Origin of the sequence: Streptomyces tanashiensis, from assembly GCF_014648895.1 — a bacterium.
In the GTDB taxonomy this organism is placed as follows: Bacteria; Actinomycetota; Actinomycetes; order Streptomycetales; family Streptomycetaceae; genus Streptomyces; species Streptomyces tanashiensis.
In genome coordinates, this window is the sequence record NZ_BMRZ01000002.1 from 733,840 (window position 1) to 755,940 (window position 22,101).

Genomic DNA, 22,101 nt, shown 5'->3' on the forward strand with positions numbered 1-22,101 from the left:
GCATTAGCTGACAGGGGTCACGCAATGATTCACCCCAACTGACCTGCATTTATGCTGTTGCTTCACATAGGTGTGATTGACAGTCTCATGCATGCAACGTAACTTTCGCTTGGCTGTAAAAGCGCTCGTGCGGCGCCGGATCTCACCCAACGGGAGTGGAACCCATGACTACCGATCTCGGTCCATCCGCAGTCACGGCGACTGCGGTCCGCAAGGTGTACGGCGACCACGTGGTGCTCGACGGCATCGACCTCGATATCCCCGCGGGGTCTGTCTTCGCGTTGCTCGGCCCGAACGGTGCGGGCAAGACCACCGTGGTGCAGATCCTGTCCACGCTCATCCGTGCCGACGCCGGCGACATGCGGGTCGCGGGCCACGACGTGGTCCGGGATCCGGACGCGGTCCGTGCCACGATCGGTGTCACCGGTCAGTTCTCCGCGGTGGACAGCTTCCTCACCGGAGAGGAGAACCTGCTGTTGATGGCCGACCTGAACCGCCTGCCCCGCAGGGAACGGCGGCCGTCTGCCGCGGAACTGCTGGCGCGGTTCGATCTGGTGGACGCGGCCCGGAAACCCGCGGCGACCTACTCCGGCGGAATGCGCCGCCGCCTGGACCTCGCGATGACGCTGGTCGGCCGTCCTCGGGTGATCTTCCTCGACGAGCCGACCACCGGGCTGGACCCGCGCAGCAGGCGGACCATGTGGGAGATCATCCGCAGACTGGTGAACGACGAGGGCGTCACCGTCTTCCTCACCACCCAATACCTGGAGGAGGCCGACCGACTCGCCGACCGGATCGCAGTCCTGCACCGGGGAAAGGTGGTGGCGGAGGGCCCGCCGGAGGAGCTCAAACGGCAGGTCGGCGGCGGCCATGTCACCCTGCGGTTCGCCGACCCACGCGGTTACGACCACGCCGCCCGGACACTGGACGTGATGTCCCGCAACGACGAGACACGCACCCTGCAGATCCCCAGCCAGGGCGACCTCCGGTCCTTGCGCGCACTACTGGACCGGCTCGACCATGCCTCGCTCACCGTGGACGAACTGCAGGTCCACACCCCCGACCTCGATGACGTCTTCTTCGCCCTGACGGGCAACCCGGTCACGGAACAGGAGCCCGCCCGATGAGCAGCGTCTCCCGTACCGTCGCCGTCGCATTCGCCGACTCGGCGACCATGCTGTGCCGTCAGTTGCGGCACATGCTGCGATACCCGACGCTCATCCTGACGGCCGCCGGGGTCCCGGTGGTCTTCCTGCTGCTGTTCGTCTACGTGCTCGGCGGCATCCTCGGCACCGGCCTTGACGGGCCGTCGGGCGGCCGCGATGCCTACGTGAACTACGTCGTCCCCGGCGTCATCCTGATGACAGTGGCGACCGCGGCCCAGGGCACGGCGATCTCGGTGGCCATCGACATGACCGAGGGGATCGTCGCCCGGTTCCGCACCATGGCCATCGCCCGGGTCTCGGTGCTCACCGGCCATGTGCTGGGCAGCCTGATCCAGACCCTCCTGAGTATCACTGCCGTCATCGGGGTCGCGCTGCTGGTGGGATTCGAGCCGACCGCGGACTTCGGCCGATGGCTCGGCGCGGTCGGTGCGCTCGTCATGATCATCCTCGCGCTCACCTGGCTGTCGGTCGCACTGGCCATGGTCGCCAAGAGCGTCGCCACCGCGAGCAACATGCTGACGCCGCTGATGATCCTGCCCATGATGGGCAGTGGGTTCGTCCCCACCGACTCGATGCCGGCCGGGCTGAAATGGTTCGCCGATTACCAGCCGTTCACCCCGTTCATCGAAACCCTGCGCGGTCTGCTGATGGGCACCCCACTCGACAACAGTGCAATCCTGACCATCGGTTGGTGCGCCCTCATCGCTCTGGGTGGCTACCTCTGGGCCAAGAAGCTCTACAACCGCGAGCCCACCAAGTGAGTGCTTGCGTCGCGTCAGCCCGTGAGTCCCTCTGAGCGCATCTCCGCTGAAAAGAGCCGCGACATCGTCTCCGAGCAGATGCCGTGCCCGCCGCCGCACCGGCGGCGGGCACGTGTGTGTCGAGTGTCTTCACCCGTTCTCCGGTCAGGCTCTCCCGGCCCGGGTCCCTCCCTCGGCGCACGAGCCGTAGCCCTCGTCGCCATAGCCCTCGTCGCCGTAGCCCGTGTCCTCACAGGGCTTCTCACCGCGGCTGTTGTCCAGCCGGGCGATCACGACCTCCTGGTCACCGCTGATGACGTACGGGCCGGCGACCGGGTCGGCGGGCAGGACGTATCCGTCCGGCACACCGGTCTCCCGCAGGTAGTACGTGCCGTGGTCCAGATCCCCGAAGGAACAGAGGCCGGCGATGTTCGTCGTGCACGGCGTCCCGATCCGGGTGTCGGGGTCAGCGCCGTCGGTCTGCAGCCCGCCCCGCCCGTTGGTCTCCTCCCACAGCTCGAACGTCGCCCCGCGCAGCGGCAGGTGGGTGTCGGCGTCGGACTTGAGGAGCATGACGGATCCGGTGCCCGGAGGGGCCGGCGTACGGCTGTTGGAGGCGGCGACGGACACGCCCGTGGTCGCGTTCTCCTCGGTCAGGACGAGCGGCCCGAACACCGGCTGCAACGGAAGGTCGTACCCGTCGGGAGCATCGGTCTCCTGCCAGTAGTACGTCCCCGGCTCCACCGTCCGCGAACACACCCCGTCCGTACCCGTCACACACGCCGCGCCCACCTGCGTGTCAGGGTCCGCACCCGAGGTCTGCAGATCGGGGATGCCGTTCGTCTCCTCCCACAGCCGGAACGTCGCGCCGGGCAGCACCGCACCCGTCTCCTCGTCCGTCTTCACCACCTTCACCGCACCGGTGGTGGGAACGGGGTTGTCGTCGCAGTCGGGCAGGTCTCCGTCGAAGGGGTACGCGTGGAACTCCTGGCCGCCGCCTCCCGTCGCGGCGCTGGTGTGCGTGACCGAACCGGTGGTGAAGAAACGGCCGTTGATGCCGGGCAGGGTCACGGTCGTCATCGACGACTGCTCCCCCATCAGGAAGCTGCCCTGGAACTGTCCGGTGCCCGCCAGTTCGACGGTCGTGGCGTCGGGGAAGTTCCACAGCAGCCGCTCGCGGTAGGCGTTGAGCGGGTCGGTGGTGTCGTCGATGCCGCCGCTGTAGGTGCTGAGGGTCCGGTCCGCGCCGGTGACGTTGACCAGGATGGTGGCTCCGGCGGGGATGCCGGCGAAGACGATGCCCTGCTGTGCGCCGGTGGCGGTGGTCATGTCGAAGTCCACGTTGAAGACCTGGAGCAGGGAGGCGCCGTCACCCGTGAAGAGGGTCTGGGTGCCCTGGTTGACGGCCGTGCCGGTGGCGGTACGGGGCTGACCGTCGACGCGGGCGTAGCAGCGGCTCGCGGCGGTGAGCCGGTCGCGCAGTCCCGCGTACCGGGCGACGGCGTTCTCGTCCTCGACGAGGGTGCCGGTCACGTTCCCCGTGACGGTTCCCGCGTGACGTACGGTCCCGATCTCGTTCTGGAGGCCGCCGGTCGTCTCCAGGCGTTGGTTCGTGGCGATCGTGATGTCGCCGCCGGTGGTGAGGAAGTCCGCGTCCCTGGGCGGGACGACGCGGGAACCGACGCCGACGATGCCGAGGTTGTAGAGGCCGCCTGCGGTCAGGTCCTTGTTCTGGTCGAAGTCGTCCAGGACCACGACGCGCCCCTCGGCCTCGGCCGCCCGGCCGCGGACGAGGAAGTCGTCCCCCACGAAGATGTTGATGCCGGCGTCGCGGCCCGCGATGTCCCGGTTGTTGATGCCGGGGAACGGGTCGGGACAGTCCCCCGGCACGCAGGGCCCGAGCCCTCCGGGCAGCGGCGCCGCGAGCGCGGCCGGGACTCCCGGGCCGAGGATCAGGGCGGGAACGGCCGCGAGGGTCACGGCGCAGGACAGCCCGGCCGAGACGGTCCGACGCCGGGCGCGCCCCTGTCTCCGGGAAGTGTGGTGTCTCATGCCCGGAGTCTCGACGCGCCCCTTCCGGCGCACCATCCAGGCGGGCCGGGGGTTGGGCCGGTCAGGGACCTCGCTCACCGACGAGTGTGAAGTCTGACTGCCATGAGGAGTATCGCCCGAAGGGTGGAGCCACCACCGGGGTGTGCCCCGCCCCGAGGCGGCTGACCTGCTCCCGGACGCCGTCCAGGAGCCTGGCGTGGTGACGGAAGCGGCACTCGATGCTCTGAGCCGTGCGCATTCCCTCGCGTCCGCATGACCTGGCGCTCGATGACACCGTGCGTGACCTTCCGGTTCCTACGAGTCAGTGACGCATCCCGCGGTCGCGCCCTCGCGAGCCCGCGGAGCCCACTCGTCACGTCGCTGAGCGGGCCCCCCGCGGATACTCTGGGATTCATGATCGAGTCCGGACGGACGCAGCTCCGTCGGAGCTACGGCTACGGCAGGCTCGTGCGGCTGTCGCCGGTGATTCTGACCGTCGTGATCGCGGGCCTGGCCTACGCCACTCCGCCGGAGATGGCCTTCAGCCGCCTCCTGCCCGCGGCGCCGGCTCTGGCCGCCTCCATGTGGCCGGTCCTCCCGACCGTCCTCCTCGGGACCGTCTGCCTCCTTCTGATGATCGGCCTCAGTCTCGTCTTCCCCGATCTCGGGACGTGGTGGACGTGCGGGGGGATCATCGCGGTCACCGTGGCCGCCGCGTACGGTAGCCATGTCCGGCTACAAAGGGAGCGCACACTCTTTCAGGTACGGCTCGTCGCCGACGCGGCCCAGCAGGTGGTGCTGCGGCCCCTGCCGCACCGTTTCCGGAACGTCGAGATCGAATCGCTGTACCTCGCGGCCGCGGCAGAAGCCCGCATCGGCGGGGACTTCTACGAGGTGGTCGACACTCCCTACGGGGTACGACTGCTCATCGGAGACGTGCGGGGCAAGGGCCTGCCGGCTGTAGGGGCGGCCGCGGCGATCGTCAACGCCTTCCGGGAGGCGGCACACGGCGAGGCCTCCATGGCCGACGTCGCCCGCAGGCTCGACGCCAGCTGCGCCCGGCACAACGCCGCCCATCCCCCCGAGGCACCGATGGAACGCTTCGCCACCGCGCTGCTCGTCGAGATCCCGCATCAAGGCAGCCACATCACCATCGTCAACTGCGGACACCCCCCGCCCTTGATCCACAGCTTCAAGAACGTGCGGATCCTCGAGCCGTCCGTCCCCTCGCCTCTGCTCAGCCTCGCGGAACTGCTCGGTGACCAGTACCGTGCGGACGCCTTCGACTTCGCTCCCGGCGAGCTTCTCCTCCTCTACACGGACGGAATCGCCGAAACCCGTGCCCGGGACGGTGAGTTCTTCCCGTTGACGGCATGGATGCGCCGGCAGCCCCCCACGCCTCCCCGTGATCTGCTCACGGCCCTGCACCACGACCTCCTCCGTCACAGCAGAGGCAGCCTCGACGACGACATCGCCGCCCTGGCCGTACGCCTGAGGACGCCGTGAGGCCTCGAACTCCTCCACCCACGACGCCGGCGCGTGGCCGTCACGGCACGGGCAAGGTCTGTTCCGCCCAGATCGTCTTGCCCGTCGGCAGGTAACGCGTACCCCAGTGCTCGGTGAGCTGGGCGACCATGAACAGTCCACGTCCGCCCTCCTCGTCGTTGCCGGCGTACCGGGCATGCGGTGAGGTGTGCTGCGAGTCGGAGACCTCACAGATGAGAGAGCGGTCCCGGATCAGGCGCAGACCGATCGGGCCGGAGGCGTGACGGATCGCGTTGGTGACCAGTTCACTGACCACCAGTTCCGTGGTGAAGGCCAGATCGTCCAGTCCCCACCGCCCCAGCTGTTCCGCGGCCATCGACCGTGCGCGGGCGACGAGCGCGGGGTCCGAGGGCAGCTCCCAGGCCGCCACCTGGCGTGCGTCCAGCGCACGGGTGCGCACGACGAGGAGCGTCGCGTCGTCCCGCACATGGTCCGACACCAGCTCCGCGACGATCTGGGCGCACAACAGGTCGGACGACGATCCTCGCTGCTCTCCCAGTACGGCCGCCAGGCGGCCAAGACCCACGTCGGTGCCTTGCCCCCGGGCCTCCACGAGGCCGTCGGTGAACAGGACGAGCAGGCTTCCCGGGGCGAGCGCCACTTCCGCGCCCTCGTACGGAAGCCGTCCCACGCCCAGAGGAGGCCCCGGTGGCAGTCGGAGGAAGCCGACGGGGCCGTGCGGCTGCACCACGGCCGGCGGCGGGTGTCCCGCCGCCGCCCAGGTGCTCGTCCGGGAAGCCGGATCGTAGATGCCGTAGACGCACGTAGCTCCGACGGCGCCACTGCCGTCCGGTCCTGTCACGTGCTGGTCCGACGCGTCCTTGCCGACCTGATCGTTCAGCCGGGCCAGGAGTTCGTCGGGCGCGAGGTCCAGCTCGGCCAGGGTGCGCACCATCGCGCGCAGGCGCCCCATGGTGGCGGCGGCTCCCAGCCCGTGGCCGACGACGTCCCCCACGACGAGTCCGACCCGTGCGCCGGACAGCGGAATGACGTCGAACCAGTCGCCGCCGGCGCCGAGGTGGCTGTCGGCGGGCAGGTAGCGGCTCGCCGCCTCGACCGCGCTCAGCTCGGGCAGCGAGCGTGGCAGCAGACTGCGCTGGAGCATGAACGCGGCGGTGCGCTCCCGGCGGTACCGCCGGGCGTTGTCGATGCACACAGCGGTCCGCGACGCCAGCTCCTCCGCCACCGCCCTATCCCCGTCGTCGAAGGGTTCCGCGTCGTCGCCCCGGACGAAGGTGACCAGGCCCAAGGGCGTCCCCCGCACGATCAGCGGGACGTACAGTCGTGTCGGCGCGGCCGCGGCGTCCGCGGTCGCGCGGCTCCCGGCCAGGCTCTCGGCCTGCGACGTTCCGGCGGCGTACGCGACCCGGTCGCCCACGCGGGAGGGTTCTCCGTCGGAATCGGCCACGCGTACCAGGTCCCACGCCGTGACGGGCTTCGGTTCCTCTCCCTCGAGCACCTCTGCCGCCACGTCGACCAGCACGGCGTCGGCGTACTGCGGCACGGCGACCTTGGCGAGCTCCGCCGCCGTTCCGGACGGGTCGAGCGTCGCCCCGATCCGTGCACCGGCCTCCGCGAGGAGCGCGAGGCGCTGCTGCGCACGGTAGTGGTCGGTGACGTCGATGGACTGTTCGCACACGCCCACCGGCTCTCCCCGGCCGTCCAGCAGGCGGAAATAGGACGAGGACCAGACGCGCTCACGCCGTGGGTCGGCCGGGGCGCGCCCCCGGAAATGCACGTCGATGACCGGCTCACCGGTGTCGAGGATCTGTTGGACGAAGTCCTCGGGCGGCCCCAGGTGCTCGGTGGTGAGGACATCGCCGGGAAAGAGTTCGGTCATGGAGCGGCCCAGCGATGCCGTGAGGTCGCCGAGCTCCCGGACACTGGACGCGTTGGCCCACAGGAGGCGCGCGCCGGGGCCGTAGATGGTCAGTGCCACGGGCGACTGGGTCACGAGCCCCTGCAGCATCGCCTGTCGGGTCTCCCACCAGCGAAGCCCCTCCAGCTCGGCCGCCATGAGGACGGCGGAGGGGGCCCGGCCCGTGGAGTCCCCGTCGGGGGCGGGGGTCAGGGGACTCAGAGTCACCGCTACCCGTACGGTGTGTCCGCCACGGTGGCGCACGTCCACCACGGCACTGCGTGTCCCACCGAACCGCAGCCGCTGATCCGGTCGCCCCTCTTCCGATCGGTCGCGATCGGCGTGCGGGGTGACGAGCAGGTCCGCCGCCCGCCGTCCCAGCACCTGCGAAGCGGGATATCCCAGGAGGGCCTCGGCCTCACGACTCCACGCGACGAGCACGCCGTCCGCGGCGATCAGGGCGAAAGCGGCCGGGGGCGGAGCGAGGTGCCCGCCTTCGTCCGCCCCGGCAGGAGGAGTGAAAGGTAGCCCTTCCATGCTCCTATCATCCTTCCGAGCGGTCACGACCGCAGTGCGCTCGCCCCGGTCCGGGGTCAGGGCTTGCGCTCCCCGAATTCGAGCACGAACTCCGCGCGCTGATCCTCCTCGAACCACTGCCGGTAGTTGGTGCCCCACACGTTGTTGTGCAGGCAGAAGCCGAACCCCTCGCCGGGGTCGCCGAACGTGTTGTCGTGGCTGAACATCCGGGGCCCGCCCACGGCCAGGACCGGCGTGTCCAGCGGCGTGATCCGCACCGAGCTCTGGGAGTCGGCGTACTCCAGCTCATGCGCCGCGTGCAACGCCCGCCCGCCGTCGCGCACCACATCGAGCGGGTTCACCAGCACACCCGACTTCCGGAGCCGCCAGCGGGACGGTGTCGCCACGATCGGCCGCAGGTGCAGCCAGGATGCCTCGGGTCCGTAGAACGCGTCCTTGTCGCACAGGAACGCGGTCACTCCCAGCCGCGGTACGTCCCCCCGCGACACCCGGTACTCCAGCGTGACGGTGCGTGGCGCCCCGAACTCTTCGGTGGCCCGCAGGGGCAGGCCCGCCGTGACGCGGAGCACCGCCGAGCCGTCGGCGTCGGTCCAGCTGTGTGCCGTCCGCGCATACGGCCGGAACACCTCGGTCACGCGCTCGGGGCGCACCAGTTCCAGCCCCGGTTTCCCCAGGTCGGGGAAGGCCCAGTCCCCGTGGCGCTCCGGGTCCCGCACGTACTCGCGCAGCCAGCGCTGCTCGTCGCCCGAGCCGTACGCGATGTACGAGTACGCGCCCAACTCGCCGTGACTGCGCGGATCACCGGTGGTCGGTCGCGCCGCGAGAATGCGGCGCCCGGCGACCGTCAGGCCGATGAGCGCACCGTGGGCGTCGATCTCCAGCTCCACGTCGTCGTGGACCGCACTGCCGTGCACCTCGGCGGCGTCGGCCGGCAGTGCGGCCGGTGCCACCACGAGTTCGGCGTCCGCCTCGGCGCGCAGGTCGGCCGGGAGGATGTCAAGCGCGGTCTGCGTGTGTGCGCGCTTCTCCTCGAAGGAGGCAAGGGTCGCGCCGTACCCGCCCGGCCCGAGCGACCAGTCCACCGAACGGCGCAGAGAGGACAGGCTGGGCGGGATGCTCCGGTCGAGGTCGATCGCGTCGCGCTGGCGGGCCGCCCGGAACTCGGGCTTGGTGTAGACCGTGTAGTCCGGCAGATACCGCTTCACGTCGTAGCCCCAGGTGTGCTCGGCGGTGAGGGCGAGCTCGTCGGCGAGCACCCAGTCCACCTCGCCGTGAGGCTCCAGTCGGCCGTCCGCGAGCCATCGGTCGCGCAGCCGCTGGAGCCGGGTCAACCGGGAGGTGAGGACCGGGTCGGCCGAGCCGCCGTGGATCCAGCTGTCGCCGATCTCCTGGTCCACCACCGGCAGGTGCTCGCGGGCGGCCCAGGCCGTCCGGCCGAAGGCGTCCATGGTCGACCCGCCGACCTGGGCATCGGGGTACTGCTCGCGCAGCACCGACAGCAGGCGCTGCACGCTCTCCCGGGTGGGCGGACCGTGATTGTCGTTCGTGAACGCGAGGAACAGCGCCTCGTTCGATCCGCGCAGTCGGCGCACGTGCGCCGTCTCCGGGTCCGAGCCGTACACGGGGTCGTACGAGACCACGATCTCGTTGCCGTCCGGCGCACGCCATACGAAGTGGTCCGGCACGTCCGGCATGGGCGAGGCCGGATTCCCCCCGATGTGGAGGTACCGCACCCCCGCTTCCGCCATGGGCGGCACGATGCCGATGGTGTGACCCGGGACATCGGTCATCTTGCCGGCGCGCGTCTCGCGGCCGTACCGGGCGTCGAGCCGCTTCGACACCTCGAGGCCGTGCTCGATCGTGGCCCGGCTCATGAGTTCGGTCTGCGACGTGAACGGCAGGGCGTGCCAGGCCACGATCCCGTCTCGGACGGCCGCGTCGAGGTCGGCGCGCTGGGCCGCGGTGCCGTGCTCCAGCGCGTGCGCGATGAGCCAGGACCCGGTGGTCCAGACGAACTCGCGCCTTCCGGTCTCGTCGAGCAGGTCACGTCCGAGGCGGATGGCCGCGGGGATGAACTCGTCCCGGTACCGGCTGAGGACGTTGACGGCGAGGTCGGTGAAGCCGAGGTCGAGATGGGTCTTGTAGACCACGTGAACCCGGTTCAGCCCGACAGCGGCGGCGGCGCGGGCAACGGGATCGGAGGCGTGGGGCACGCGGCGTTCTCGGAGCATGAGGGTCCTTCGTCGAGTGCGGTCTGGGTCATCGCGTCACGCGAGTGCGCTCAGAGGTCACTGGTGAGGTGTCGGAGCGTCCCGCGGCCCCCGAGCGCCTTCGGTCGTGGCACGGAAGGCGGTGCCGTGTCCGGTGAGGGCTGCCTCCGCGCCCGCGGGCAGGTAGACGGAGTGTCCGGGCCCGATGTGCGCGGTCCGGCCCGCGGAGGTGACCGAGAGCTCGCCCGCGGTGCACAGGACGATCTGCGGGGCGTCGAGGGTCAGCCTCCGCGGTGGCACTCCGGGACGGGGCCGGAGTCTGGACAGCCGGAAGTCGTCGACCGGCGTCCGGTACACCTCCTCGCCTCCTTCGTCGCGCGGGGTGAGCACTCCGGCCTGCTGCGAGCGGAAACGGACGACCCGCAGGAGCCCGGCCGGGTCGACGTGCTTGGAGGTGAGTCCGCAGCGCAGGACGTTGTCCGAGCCGGCCATGATCTCCACGCCGAGCCCGGACAGATAGGCGTGCGGGACACCGGGCCCCAGGAACAGGGCTTGGCCCGGCTCCAGTTCGACGTACCGGAGCATGAGGGCGGGGAGCAGTCCGGCATCGTCCGGACGGGCGCGGGCGATGCCCGCGTAGGCGGCGAGGTCGGTCTCGTACGGCCCGCCGCCCGCTGTCAGGGCTTCGGTGACGGCGGCGAGCAGTCCGGCAGGCGGGCTGAGGAAGGCCCGGAACACCTCCGTGAGTGCCAGGGTCTCGGGGGCGAAGCGCAGGGTCTGGGCGTAGGCGTGCAGACCCGGCACCTTCAGGGAGTCGAGCAGGGCGGCGCACTCCTCGGGCTCCCGGAAGCCGCAGAGGCCCCGGAAGGGAGTGAGGGCGACGATCAGCTCGGGCTTGTGCTGGGCGTCGCGATAGGTGCGGTGGGGCGCGTCCAGAGGGATGCCGAGCGCGTTGTCCCGCTCGAATCCGGCCCGGGCCTGGGCGAGGTCGGGGTGGACCTGGACGGACAGGGGTGCGTCGGCCGCGAGCAGTTTCAGCAGGAACGGAAGCCGTGGGCCGAACCGCCGCAGAGTCGCCGCCCCGAGTTCGCCCGCCGGGTCCAGGTCGATGACCCGGTCCAGCGGGACGGCCTCCTCGCCCCGCTGGACCCGCGACGGCGCGGCGGGGTGTGCGCCCATCCACAGCTCCGCCTGGGGCGCGCCGCTGGGCGGCAGGCCCATGAGGCGGGGCAGGAGCGTGGTGGAGCCCCAGTCGTAGGGCTGCACGGTGTTCAGGAGAAGGTCCATCTGAGGGCTTCCGGTCGACATGAGGGCTTCCGGTCGAGGGGACGGGCGAGGGCGAGGACGTCGGGCTCCGGTTCGGACCGCCGACCGGGGCCCGCGCACCTCGGCAGCCGCCGGAGCCCCCGGCCGCCTCGGTGCGGACGGGTCCCGTCACCCGCGCACGGGCGGGTGCGTCACCGTTCGGCAGGGACCGTGGGCGCGGAGCGCAGCCGGAGGGTGAGGATCTGGAACGGGCGCAGGGTCAGGGACACCTGTCCGGCGGTGGTCTGCCGGGCGGCACCGGCGTCCTCGCCGGGGGCGAGCGGGCGTTCCAGGAGGTCGGTCACGGTGGCCGACTCCAGCGGGAAGCCGGTGGTCAGCAGGGCCGTGGCCCGTCCTCCGTGGGCCTCGTAGAGGCGTACGACGACGTCGCCGGAGCGGTCGTCGGCGAGCTTGACCGTGTCGATGACGACGGCGTCGTCGTCCGTGGCCACCAGGGGTACGACCTCCGCCGCCGAACCGGGCACGGAGCGCTCGGGCAGGTTGAGGCCGTACCCCTCGCGCACCGCGTCCGCGATGTCGGCGCCGATCACGAACCCGTACCGCAGGTGGTGCCGGCCCTGGTCGGAGTCCGGGTCGGGGTAGCGCGGGGCGCGGAGCAGCGAGAGCCGGACCGTCGTGGTGGTGCCGCCGTCGGGGCGGACGTCACGCGTGACCTCGTGGCCGTACGTGGAGTCGTTGACCAGGGCCGCGCCCCAGCCCCGTTCGCCGACGTGGAGGAAGCGGTGGGCGCAGAACTCGAACTTGGCGGCGTCCCAGCTGGTGTTGGTGTGGGTGGGGCGCTGGACGTGCCCGAAGGGGATCTCCGCGCTGGAGTGGTCCGCGCGGACGTCCAGCGGGAAGGCGGCCTTGAGGAGCTTCTCCTTCTCGTTCCAGTCGATCTCGGTGTCGATGTCGAGGCGCCGGGATCCCTCCCCGAGGGACAGGAACTGCTCGATCCGGGAGCCGCCGACCGTCCGCACGACCCGCACACCGTCCGCCTCCGCGCGCACGGACGCGGCGTCGCGGAGGTCGTGCACGGTGTTCCGGTAGAAGGCGTCGATGTCCCAGGCGTCGTATTCGTTGGGGAAGTCCTGGTGGAGCTGGAGGAGGTTGGCCGCCGTGCCGGGGGCCAGGGCCTCGCGGGCCGCGGTGATGTCGTACGCGGAGGTCACCAGGCCCTGGTCGTCGATCCGGACGCGGACGAGTCCGTTGTCGAGGAGGTGGCCGCCCTCGACCGGGACGGGCGCCACGGGGCGGGCCAGCGAGCCCGTGGACGGCGACGCGCCGAAGGCGGGGATGCCGTCGCGGGCGAACGGGGAGGCGTTGAACACCATCCGCTCCTCGCCCTTCCCGGCCAGGGCGCGCTGGGCGGCGTCGACGAGGCCGTGCAGCTCGGCCGTGACCGTCGCGTAGGTCGCCTCGGCCTCGCGGTGCACCCAGCCGATGGAGGAGCCGGGCAGGATGTCGTGGAACTGGTGCAGCAGGACCGTCTTCCAGAGCCGGTCGAGGGCCTCGTGGGGATAGGCGGACCCGGTGCGGACGGCCGCGGTCGCCGACCACAGCTCGGCCTCCCGGAGCAGGTGCTCGCCGCGCCGGTTGCCCTGCTTGGTGCGCAGCTGGCTGGTGAGCGTGCCGCGGTGGAACTCCAGGTAGAGCTCGCCGAGCCAGACCGGGGCGTCGGGGTACTCCGCGTGCGCCCGCTCGAAGAAGTCGGCGGGGCTCTCGATGGTGACCCGGGGCGAGCCCTCCAGGTCCTCCACCCGGGACGCGCGGGCCAGCATCTCGCGGGTGGGGCCGCCGCCGCCGTCTCCGTAGCCGAACGGGAGGAGGGAGGTTCCGGCCGCCTCCTTGTCCTGGAAGTTCCTCACGGCGTGGGCGAGTTCGGCGCCGGTGATCTCGGCGTTGTACGTGTCGACGGGCGGGAAGTGGCTGAAGATGCGGGTGCCGTCGATGCCCTCCCACCAGAAGGTGTGGTGCGGGAACTTGTTGGTGGTGTTCCAGGAGATCTTCTGGGTGAGGAACCAGCGCACGCCGGCCAGCTTCATCAGCTGCGGCATGGCCGCGTTGTAGCCGAAGGTGTCGGGCAGCCACATCTCGGTCGTCTCGACGCCGAACTCGTCGAGGTAGAAGCGCTTGCCGTGGATCAGCTGCCGGGCGAGGGACTCGCCGCCGATGATGTTGGTGTCGGGTTCCACCCACAGGCTGCCGACGGGGAGGAACTGTCCGGTCTTCGCCTTCTCCTGGACGCGGCCGTAGACCTCGGGGCGGTGCTCCTTGAGCCAGGCGAGCTGCTGGGCCTGGGACATGGCGAAGCGGAAGCCGGGGTGGTCGTCCATGAGGTGGGTGACGTTGGAGAGCGTCCGGGCGACCTTGCGTACGGTCTCGCGCAGCGGCCAGAGCCATGCGGTGTCGATGTGGGCGTGTCCGACGGCGGACATGCGATGGGCGCTGGGGACGGCAGGAGCCGCGAGCGCGGGGCGGAGCGCCTCGCGGGCGGCGGCGGCGCTGCCGGACACGTCCTGCAGGTCGATGGTGTCCAGGGCCCGCTCGATGGTCTGCAGCAGCTGCCAGCGGCGCGGTTCGGCCTCGGGGAGTTCGCGCATGAGCTCGCCGAGGACGTCCAGGTCCTGGGCGAGTTCCCACACCTCGCTGTCGAAGACCGCCAGGTCGAACCGGAGCAGCTGGTAGATCGGGGCGTCGGTGACGCCGGTGCCGGTCAGCCAGGAGGGACGGTCACCGGTGCGGGTGGGTTCGTGGCTGTCGTTCAGGTTCGGATTGGCGGCGGCCTCGACGTAGTACGTGAACTCCTCGCCGCCGACCGCCGGGTCGGCGACCGGGATGTAGGCGTTGCGGGGGTTGAGGGCCTTCACGACGGTGCCGTCCACGCGGTAGACCAGGCCCTCGCTGGAGAAGCCCGCACCGGTGAAGTTGAAGCCGATGTCGACGACGGCCTCCACGCGGCGGCCGGCCCACTCCTCCGGCACCCTCCCGCTGATCCGGAACCAGCTGGTGGTCCACGCGGGTCCCCAGCGGTGGCCGAGCGTCACCGGCTCGTACGGTGCGGCCAGGCCGTCGACGACGGGCACGGGTTCGCCCGGGACGTTCCAGATCGCGATGTCGAGCGGGGTCGTCAGGGCATGGACGGCCGGCCTGATGCGCTGGTCGAGGACGCGGGCGAGCCGCTGCTCGGTGAGGCGTTGCCTGCTGTGCATGGATGTCTCCGGAGTCGTACGGGAAATGAGGTCAGAGGCCGTGATGCGTCACGCCGTCCACCACAACGTGGTGTGCGCGGGCAGGGCGAAGGCCGCGCCGGGCGGGCCTTCGACGGCACGGGCTCGACGGCCCGGTGGTCGGCGACGTCGTAGCCCGCGTCCGCCTGGGGAGAGGCGTAGAAGGGGTTCAGCCACAGCGCGTCGACGCCGAGTTCCCTCAGGTACGGCAGTCTGCCGCGGATGCCGGGGAGGTCGCCCGTGCCGTCACCGTTCCCGTCGGCATAACTGCGCGGGTACACCTGGTGGACGACGGCCTCCCGCCGCCCTCCCGGTGGGGATCCCGCCGGAGCGACGGTGTCGGGAACATCGGAGGCGTACGGGGACATCGTCGCTCTCTGTCGGCCGATGGTGGTGGCGCGTCGAGGGGTCGGCGGCGGGCTCAGTCCTCGACGGGTCCCAGGTCCGGTGTCCCGCGGAGCTCCACCGCCCGGGTCGTGGAGCCGTGCAGTTCGAGGACGGTGATCTCGTTCCGCCCCGCACGCAGGACCGGGGCGGGCACGTAGAGCGTGGTCTGCGGGCCCCGGGACCAGTAGCGGCCGAGTGCGAAGCCGTTGATCCACACCAGGCCCTTGGTCCAGCCGTCCAGGGCGATGAAGCCGTCGGCCGGGCGGGCGATGTCCACGTGTCCGCGGTGGAAGGCCGGCCCGACCGGCGGCGCGGACGGGTCGAGGGCCGTGTAGGACGGCGCGCTCGGGTCGTCCATCGGCAGCGAGCGGCTGTACCAGTCCACGAGGACCAGGTCGTTGGCGGTGACGGCGCCGAGCAGTCCCTTGCGGTCGTGCATCGCGCGCCCGTAGTTCACACGGCCCTGGTTCTCCACGAGCACGGCCAGGTGGGCGCCCGGCCGGGGGGCGAGGAAGGTGAGCGCGTGCTCGTGGTTCTCCCGCTCCAGGACGCCGACGGGCTGGCCGTCGACGAAGACCTGGGCCCGGTCGCGCACCTCCTCGACGCGGAGCACGGTGCGTCCGGCGTCCGGCAGGGTCGTCTCGTACAGGACGAATCCGAAGGACTGGCCGAGCTGTTCCATGGTGACCGGCCGGTCGGCGTGCACCGCGGGACCGCCGAGCGCCTCGATCTGGTCCAGGAGGCCGGCGCAGGAGGTGAGTTCGGCGACGGTCTCGGTCAGCTTGGGTACGGGCGCGGGGAGCGGTTCGTCGGGGACGGGGGCGTACCGGGCGATGACCTCGCGGAACGCCCTGTACTTGGGGCCGGGGTCGCCGGCCTCGTCCAGCGGGGCGTCGTAGTCGTAGGAGGTGACGGTGGGCCGGTAGGTGCCCTTGTCGTTGGCGCCGTTGGTGAAACCGAAGTTGGTGCCGCCGTGGAACATGTAGAGGTTGACCGAGGCACCGGCCGCGAGGAGCCGGTCGAGGTCGGCCGCCGCGTCCTCCGCGCTGCGGGTGACGTGGGTGCCGCCCCAGCGGTCGAACCAGCCGATCCAGAACTCGGAGCACATCAGCGGGCCTTCGGGCTGCTGGGCGCGGAGTGCGGCGAGCCCCGCGTCCACGCGGCTGCCGAAGTTGACCGTGCGCAGCACTCCGTCGAGTCCGCCGCGCTTCAGGTCGGAGGGCTGGTCGCAGGTGAAGAGCGGGACGTCCACGCCGTGCCGGTGCAGCAGTTCGGCCAGGTCGGCGAGGTAGCCGGAGTCGTCTCCGTAGGCTCCGTACTCGTTCTCCAGCTGTACGGCGATGACGGGGCCGCCGCGGGAAGCGAGGTACGGGCCCACGGCCGCCAGGAGGGATTCGAGGTAGTCGTCCACCGCCTTCAGGTAGCGGGGATCGCGGCTGCGCAGCTCGATGTCCTCGTCCGCGAGCAGCCACGAGGGCAGGCCTCCGCCCTCCCATTCGGCGCAGATGTACGGGCCGGGCCGGAGCAGGACGTGCAGCCCTTCGGCGGCGGCGAGGTCGAGGAAGCGGGGCAGGTCGAGACCTCCGTCCACGCGGAACTCGCCGCGCCGGGGCGCGTGCAGGTTCCACGGGACGTAGGTCTCGACGGTGTTGAGCCCCAGCAGTCGCGCCTTGTGGAGCCGGTCGGCCCACTGCTCCGGGTGGACGCGGAAGTAGTGCAGTCCGCCGGAGATGATGCGGAACGGTCGGTCGTCGAGACGGAAGCCGTCTGCGGCGATCTCCAGTCGAGGCATGGCTGTGGTGCTCCTAGGGGGTCAGGCTGTCGGTCGGGTCAGGACGTCAGCTGAGGGGGCGGCAGAGGAGGGCGTCCGGGGCCCCGCCGTGCTGCCATTTCCAGGTGTAGGCGACGCCGGCGAGGTACTCGTCGTCCCTGCACTGGCCCTTGTAGGCGCCGGGGGCCCAGTCGCTCTTCACCGAGCCGCCGGTGGCAGGCCGGTTGTCGCCGTGGTCGAACCAGAGCAGACGGTTCGTGGTGGGCAGCGACCTGCCGGAGGGTGCGCAGAGCAGGGCGGCCATCGCGTTGCCGTTGACGCTGTAGCCGACGGCGAAGGTGTTCTTGGGGCACTCGAGCTTGTTGTAGCCGCTCGCCCAGTCGCCGCTCTTGACGTAGCGCTCGTCGATGACGGTGATCCACATGCTGTCGGCCTTGGCGAGCTCGCCGCCCGCGTCGGTGCACAGACCGCGGTTGTTGCTCCGGGCGAGGGCGACGAGCCGCTGGCTGTCGGGGCAGTTGCCCTTGCGGTTGCCGACGCTCCAGTCCGCCTGCTGCCGCATGGTGGCGGAGAGGTTCTGGTCGGCGAAGTCGAGGTCGACCATGTTCCAGTGGTCGACCTGGGCGACCTGACCGGTCTTGCCGGAGGCGTTGACCAGCTTGTTCCAGTGGGTGGCGCGCCAGTCGCCGGGGTCGTTGACCGCCTGCCGGTTGCCGGCGTCGTCGTAGGAGATCAGCGCCCAGTTGTCGTTGATCTTGCCGTTGGTGCTCCAGCCGACCAGCGGCCACTGGGCGAAGTCGGTGTCGTTGGCCACCAGGATGTCGGTGAAGCGGGCGAACCAGTCGATCTCCTTCTGGTCCGTCTGGCCGCGTCCGCCGGTGCCGAACTCGCTGACCCACACGGGAGCGGTGAAGTGCTGGCCCGACTCGGTGACGAAGAGGGCCTGGTCGTGGATGACCCGGATGAGGTCCTCGGGCGAGAGGTCGCGGTAGCGCGGGTCGTTGGTCTCACCGTTCTGCCACCCACCGCTCGCGCCGGTGTGGTTGGGGCCGGTGAAGCCGTAGAAGTGGGCCGCGTAGACCAGCTTGCCGGAGTTGATCAGCGTGTTGGAGAGGTTGCGGACCGGTGTAAGCGTCGGCCGGCCGTGGGAGAACATGCCCTGGGGGATGCCCTGCCAGTTGATGCCCTCCATGATGACGAGCATGTCCGGGTCGGCTTCGAGGATCCTGTTGCCGGCCAGCTGGAAGGCGTTGTACAGGTCGTGCTCGTTGCCCCAGCCCCAGTTCGGGTCGTCGTTCCAGTCCCGGCGGACCTCGTTGCGCAGGTCGGCGCCGGCCACCCGCTTGTTCGCCTTGTAGCGGTTGACCAGGAACAGCCAGTTGTCGATCCACTGCTGGGTGGTCTGGCTGGTGTTCCAGCGCTCGTTGCCGTCGAGGCCGCAGCACCAGCGGTAGGTGGTGGTGTGGTTGTTGAGGATGACGGCGAAGCCGTCGTCCGTCAGGGCCTTGACGACCGCGTCGAACACCTCGAGCGGGGTCTTGTCCTCCAGCTGCGGGTTGGCCGCGACGGCGTGGTTCGGCACCAGGGTGTCGTCGTTGATCATCGCGTCGGAGTAGGGCAGCCGGATGCTGTTGAGACCGAGCGCGTGGAAGTCGGCGAGGATCCGGCTGATCGGGGTGCGGTCCAGGCCGAGCGGGATGTTGTTCGACTTCTGGTCGGCCTGGTGGTTGGCGACGTCGCTCTCGCTGCCGCTGCCCTCCCAGGTGCCCTGGGCACCGGCCCAGTTGCTCGCCTTGAGCTTGAAGCGGTTGCCGTCGGCGTCGACGATGTACCGGCCGCGCGTGCTCAGCGGTCCTCGCCAGGACGCGGCGAGCTGCTCCCCCGTGAGCACGTTCGACACCGTGGTGGTGTCGGGGGAGGTGGCGGCCGACGTCGTGCCGGGTGTCAGGCCGACGAGCAGTGCCGCCGTGGCCAGGGCGGCGGGCAGCGCCCGCCCGATGCCCCTGCGGCCGGCGGAACTGCGACTGATCGATCTCATGGTGCTGCCCTCCGAGGCGTGGAATGTGAAGGAGGTGCTGCCATACCGGACCCGCGGTCCGGAATCGGGGTGCCGAAGGGGCCCTCAGCCCTTGAGGCCGCTGTGGGCGATGCCTTCGACGATGTGGCGCTGGGCGACCAGGAACATGACCACCAGGGGGGTGATGGTCACGACGGCGCCCGCGAAGAGACCGGGCAGGTTGATGGTCTGTGCCGTGAGGAAGCTGGACAGAGCGATCTGCGCCGTCCAGGAGGACGGGTCCTGGCCGATGACCAGCGGCCACAGGAAGGCGTTCCAGCTGTCGATGAAGGCGAGTGCGCCGAGGGAGGCGAGCATGGCTCCGGACGACGGCAGGGCGATCCGGCGGTAGAGCCCGAGCCAGCCGAGCCCGTCGAGGCGGCCGGCCTCCTCGATCTCGCGGGGGAACTGCAGGTAGAAGTTGCGGAACAGCAGGACCGCGAAGGGGTTGAACAGACCGGGGACGATGATGCCCCACAGGGTGTTGACGCCGCCGAGCGAGCCCACGACGACGAAGGTGGGCACGAAGGTCGCCGAGCCGGGGATCATGAGCGTGGCCAGGACGAGGCCGAGGATGACGCCACGTCCGGGCACCGGGATGCGGGCGAGTGCGAATCCGGCGGCCGAGGCCAGCAGGGTCGACACCGGGGCCGTGATCGCGGCGATCAGCAGGGAGTTGCCCAGGGACCGCCCCATGTCCAGGGTGGGGTCGTCGAACAGGTCGGTGAAGTTCTCCCAGTGCATCGTCGAGGGCCACCAGGTCCACTCCGGCGACGTCAGGGTCTGCGAGTCCATCAGCGCATTGCGCAGCATCAGGTAGAAGGGGGCGAGGAACACCACCATCAGAGCCCCGGCCAGCAGGCCGCGCATGGGGCGCCGCAGGGCGCGCGCTCCCTCTCGTACGGTCGTCACCGCGCTCACTCCTCGCTCTTTCCGAAGCCCGTGATCCGCCCCTGGATCAGCGTCACTCCGACGATCAGGGCCGTGAGGACGAAGGAGCCGGCCGATCCGAGACCGTAGTTCTGGGCGCCCATCGCGGTGTCGTGGAGGTACATCATCGGGGTCTTCACCGGCGCGGTGCCCGATCCGGACATGCCGCCGCCGAACAGGTTGTAGAACTCGTCGAACGCCTGGAAGGCCGCGATGAACATCAGCATCAGGACGGCCACCGAGGTGTTGCGCAGCATCGGCAGGGTGATCCGGCGCAGCAGACGCAGCCCGGTGGCTCCGTCCAGGGCCGCGGCCTCGTAGACCTCCTTCGGGATCGCCTGCAGGCCGGCGAGGAAGAGCACCATGTAGAAGCCGACCTGGAGCCACAGGCGCAGGGTCACCAGGGCGATCCAGTACAGCGGGGGATCACCGGCCTGCAGCCAGGGGACGGCCTCCATCCCGAACCAGCCGCCGATCATGTTGGCGATGCCCGCCGGCATTCCGCTGAACAGGGACATCTTCCACACCAGCGAGGCCGCGACGTAGGAGACGGCGGCCGGGATCAGGAACGCGGTCCGCAGGACGGCCCGGCCCCGTCGGATCCGGTTCACGAGGAGGGCGAGACCGAGGGAGGCGGCGAACGTGATCGGCACGATGAAGAGGGTGAACAGCAGGATCTTGCTCAGCGAGTTCCGGAAGACGGCGTCGCCGAGCAGCTGTCGGTAGTTGTCGAGCCCCACCCAGTGGCCGAGCGCGATGGTGCCCTGGGCGTCGCTGAGGCTGAGGAGGAAGCTCCAGCCGATGGCGATGTACTTGAACACTCCGAGGCCGATCAGCATCGGAGCCGTGAGCAGGGCGAACGCGCCCCAGGAGCGCAGGTCGGCGCGGCGACGGCGGGCCCGGGCGGGGCCCCGCGGTGTGTCCGCGGGGCGCCCTGCTCGCTCGGAGCGTGGAGCGGTGTGCGTGGTGGCGTTCATCAGGACAGCTGCTTGTCCACGGCCAGCTGGGCCTGCTTGGCCGCGTCGGCCAGCAGTGCGGCGGCGTCTCCCTGACCGGTGACGATCTTCGCGGCGGCGGCGCTGAACGGGGTGCCGGATGCGGAGTCCCAGGTGTTGGGGTTGATCCTGCCGTACTTGGCGGCCAGCTCGACGGCCTCCTTGGCGGTGCCCTTGCTGAGCTTGGCGGCCGTGGCGGCGACGGACTTGCGCGGCGGGACGTGGAAGCCGTAGCTCTCGGACCAGTCCTGCTGGAGCTTGGTCTGATCGATCCAGAGCCACTTGACGAACTTCTTGGCCGCGTCGACGTTCTTGCCCTTGGCGTTGACGCAGCTAGTCCAGCCGCCGACCCGCACGACCGGGGTGCCGCCGGCCTTGAAGGCGGGCCACGGCAGGATGCCGAAGTCGTCGCCGAGCGCGTCCTCTATGGCGGGCATGGCCCAGAGCCCGGACCACTGGATCGGCGCGACACCCTGGACGAAGGCCGAGGGGTCCCACCAGTCGGTGGTGAAGCCGAGCAGCAGGGACTTGTCGTCGTGGAAGCGCTTGAGGGCCGAGACGGCCTCGACGGCCTGGGGGGTGGCGAAGCCGATCTTGCCGTCGGCGACCAGCTCGCCGCCGTTGGAGAGCAGCGAGAGGGCTGGCATCTCGCCGACACCGTCGTTGCCGACGAACAGGCCCTTGGTCTTCTTGGTGGTCAGCGCCCTGGCGGCGGCGACGAGGGCGTCGAAGGTGGTGGGCGGCGCGATCCCCGCCTTGGCGAGGACGCTCTTGCGGTAGTACATCATCATGACGTCGTCGATCATCTTGACGCCGTAGAGCTTCCCGTCGACGGTCACCCCGTCGCGGCCGGTCTGGTTGAAGTCGTTCTTGACGCTGCCGTACTCCGCGTCCAGGGCGGCGACCTGGCCGCGGCGGGCGAGCCCCTGGGTGAAGTCGCCGTGCTCGAAGACGTCGGGCGCCGCGTCGGTGAGCAGCGACGCGTTGAGCTTGGCCGTGTAGTCGCCGGGCACCCAGGTGACCTTGACGGCGATGTCCGGGTTCGCCTTGGTGAACTCGGTGGCGTAGCGGGTCAGGGCCTGCTGGGTGCCGGCCTCGCCGTAGGCGTGGGACCAGACGTTCAGGGTGGTCTTCGCCCCGGAGGACCCGCCGGTCGGGCTGCTGGTACAGCCGATCGCCGTACCGGCGACGAAGAGGAGGGATCCGCCGAGGAATCCTCTACGGCTAAGCTGGGCTCTCTGTCCGCTCATGTCGCTTCCTTGCGTGGTGATGTGGGCGTGCGGGTTGTGTTGTCCGGCGGGGCCGGTGTCCGACGTTCACGGCTGGCAGGCAGTGACGGA

The 22,101-nt window shown here is 70.6% G+C and carries 13 protein-coding genes and 1 pseudogene; 3 read left to right on the forward strand and 11 right to left on the reverse strand.

Annotated features, from left to right (window positions below; genetic code table 11):
* Positions 1-164: 164 nt before the first annotated feature.
* The gene (locus tag IE237_RS08880; protein WP_189801243.1) at positions 165-1,127 is read left to right on the forward strand and encodes an ATP-binding cassette domain-containing protein; all 963 of its coding nucleotides are present in this window, start codon (positions 165-167) and stop codon (positions 1,125-1,127) included.
* The gene (locus tag IE237_RS08885; RefSeq protein WP_189801244.1) at positions 1,124-1,927 is read left to right on the forward strand and encodes an ABC transporter permease; all 804 of its coding nucleotides are present in this window, start codon (positions 1,124-1,126) and stop codon (positions 1,925-1,927) included. Before IE237_RS08880 ends, IE237_RS08885 begins: the two co-directional genes overlap by 4 nt.
* A gap of 144 nt (positions 1,928-2,071) precedes the next feature.
* Here IE237_RS08885 and IE237_RS08890 read toward each other — a convergent pair whose 3' ends face one another.
* Positions 2,072-3,958, reverse strand: coding sequence for a choice-of-anchor A family protein (locus tag IE237_RS08890; protein ID WP_189801245.1), 1,887 nt, complete (start codon positions 3,956-3,958; stop codon positions 2,072-2,074).
* A 393-nt stretch (positions 3,959-4,351) separates the two neighbouring features.
* On the opposite strand from IE237_RS08890, the gene IE237_RS08895 reads away from it, so the two are divergent.
* Positions 4,352-5,443 carry a PP2C family protein-serine/threonine phosphatase gene (locus IE237_RS08895; protein WP_189801246.1) on the forward strand — a complete coding sequence of 364 codons (1,092 nt, stop codon included), beginning with the start codon at positions 4,352-4,354 and terminating at the stop codon, positions 5,441-5,443.
* A gap of 40 nt (positions 5,444-5,483) precedes the next feature.
* Here IE237_RS08895 and IE237_RS08900 read toward each other — a convergent pair whose 3' ends face one another.
* From IE237_RS08900 to IE237_RS08945, 10 genes and pseudogenes are all read right to left on the reverse strand, one after another.
* Entirely contained in the window at positions 5,484-7,877 is a 2,394-nt protein-coding gene (locus IE237_RS08900) for a SpoIIE family protein phosphatase (RefSeq protein ID WP_189801247.1), read from the reverse strand.
* Positions 7,878-7,933: 56 nt separating this feature from the next.
* On the reverse strand, positions 7,934-10,108 hold the full coding sequence (locus IE237_RS08905; protein WP_189801248.1) for a DUF5054 domain-containing protein: 2,175 nt from the start codon (positions 10,106-10,108) through the stop codon (positions 7,934-7,936).
* A gap of 57 nt (positions 10,109-10,165) precedes the next feature.
* Positions 10,166-11,374 (reverse strand): mannose-6-phosphate isomerase, class I, encoded by a 1,209-nt coding sequence (gene manA, locus IE237_RS08910; protein WP_189801249.1) that lies wholly within the window; start codon positions 11,372-11,374, stop codon positions 10,166-10,168.
* A 170-nt stretch (positions 11,375-11,544) separates the two neighbouring features.
* Positions 11,545-14,604: an alpha-mannosidase gene (locus tag IE237_RS08915; RefSeq protein ID WP_189801250.1), complete on the reverse strand. Its 3,060-nt coding sequence runs from the start codon at positions 14,602-14,604 to the stop codon at positions 11,545-11,547.
* A 116-nt stretch (positions 14,605-14,720) separates the two neighbouring features.
* Positions 14,721-14,990, reverse strand: a pseudogene (locus IE237_RS08920) (alpha-amylase family glycosyl hydrolase); the annotation flags it as partial.
* Positions 14,991-15,043: 53 nt separating this feature from the next.
* The gene (locus IE237_RS08925; protein ID WP_189801251.1) at positions 15,044-16,801 is read right to left on the reverse strand and encodes a glycoside hydrolase family 35 protein; all 1,758 of its coding nucleotides are present in this window, start codon (positions 16,799-16,801) and stop codon (positions 15,044-15,046) included.
* Between the two features lie 46 nt (positions 16,802-16,847).
* On the reverse strand, positions 16,848-18,818 hold the full coding sequence (locus tag IE237_RS08930; RefSeq protein WP_189801252.1) for a glycoside hydrolase family 5 protein: 1,971 nt from the start codon (positions 18,816-18,818) through the stop codon (positions 16,848-16,850).
* Positions 18,819-18,902: 84 nt separating this feature from the next.
* Positions 18,903-19,748 (reverse strand): carbohydrate ABC transporter permease, encoded by an 846-nt coding sequence (locus IE237_RS08935; protein WP_229842463.1) that lies wholly within the window; start codon positions 19,746-19,748, stop codon positions 18,903-18,905.
* Positions 19,749-19,753: 5 nt separating this feature from the next.
* On the reverse strand, positions 19,754-20,743 hold the full coding sequence (locus IE237_RS08940) for a carbohydrate ABC transporter permease (protein WP_189801253.1): 990 nt from the start codon (positions 20,741-20,743) through the stop codon (positions 19,754-19,756).
* Positions 20,743-22,011: an ABC transporter substrate-binding protein gene (locus IE237_RS08945; RefSeq protein ID WP_189801254.1), complete on the reverse strand. Its 1,269-nt coding sequence runs from the start codon at positions 22,009-22,011 to the stop codon at positions 20,743-20,745. Before IE237_RS08945 ends, IE237_RS08940 begins: the two co-directional genes overlap by 1 nt.
* Positions 22,012-22,101: the final 90 nt, after the last annotated feature.

Bases quoted from the DNA above. Each gene is read 5' to 3' on its own strand.
- IE237_RS08880 (WP_189801243.1), top strand. From the start codon at position 165: ATGACTACCGATCTCGGTCCATCCGCAGTCACGGCGACTGCGGTCCGC.
- IE237_RS08885 (WP_189801244.1), top strand. From the start codon at position 1,124: ATGAGCAGCGTCTCCCGTACCGTCGCCGTCGCATTCGCCGACTCGGCG.
- IE237_RS08890 (WP_189801245.1), bottom strand. From the start codon at position 3,958: ATGAGACACCACACTTCCCGGAGACAGGGGCGCGCCCGGCGTCGGACC.
- IE237_RS08895 (WP_189801246.1), top strand. From the start codon at position 4,352: ATGATCGAGTCCGGACGGACGCAGCTCCGTCGGAGCTACGGCTACGGC.
- IE237_RS08900 (WP_189801247.1), bottom strand. From the start codon at position 7,877: ATGGAAGGGCTACCTTTCACTCCTCCTGCCGGGGCGGACGAAGGCGGG.
- IE237_RS08905 (WP_189801248.1), bottom strand. From the start codon at position 10,108: ATGCTCCGAGAACGCCGCGTGCCCCACGCCTCCGATCCCGTTGCCCGC.
- manA (WP_189801249.1), bottom strand. From the start codon at position 11,374: ATGGACCTTCTCCTGAACACCGTGCAGCCCTACGACTGGGGCTCCACC.
- IE237_RS08915 (WP_189801250.1), bottom strand. From the start codon at position 14,604: ATGCACAGCAGGCAACGCCTCACCGAGCAGCGGCTCGCCCGCGTCCTC.
- IE237_RS08925 (WP_189801251.1), bottom strand. From the start codon at position 16,801: ATGCCTCGACTGGAGATCGCCGCAGACGGCTTCCGTCTCGACGACCGA.
- IE237_RS08930 (WP_189801252.1), bottom strand. From the start codon at position 18,818: ATGAGATCGATCAGTCGCAGTTCCGCCGGCCGCAGGGGCATCGGGCGG.
- IE237_RS08940 (WP_189801253.1), bottom strand. From the start codon at position 20,743: ATGAACGCCACCACGCACACCGCTCCACGCTCCGAGCGAGCAGGGCGC.
- IE237_RS08945 (WP_189801254.1), bottom strand. From the start codon at position 22,011: ATGAGCGGACAGAGAGCCCAGCTTAGCCGTAGAGGATTCCTCGGCGGA.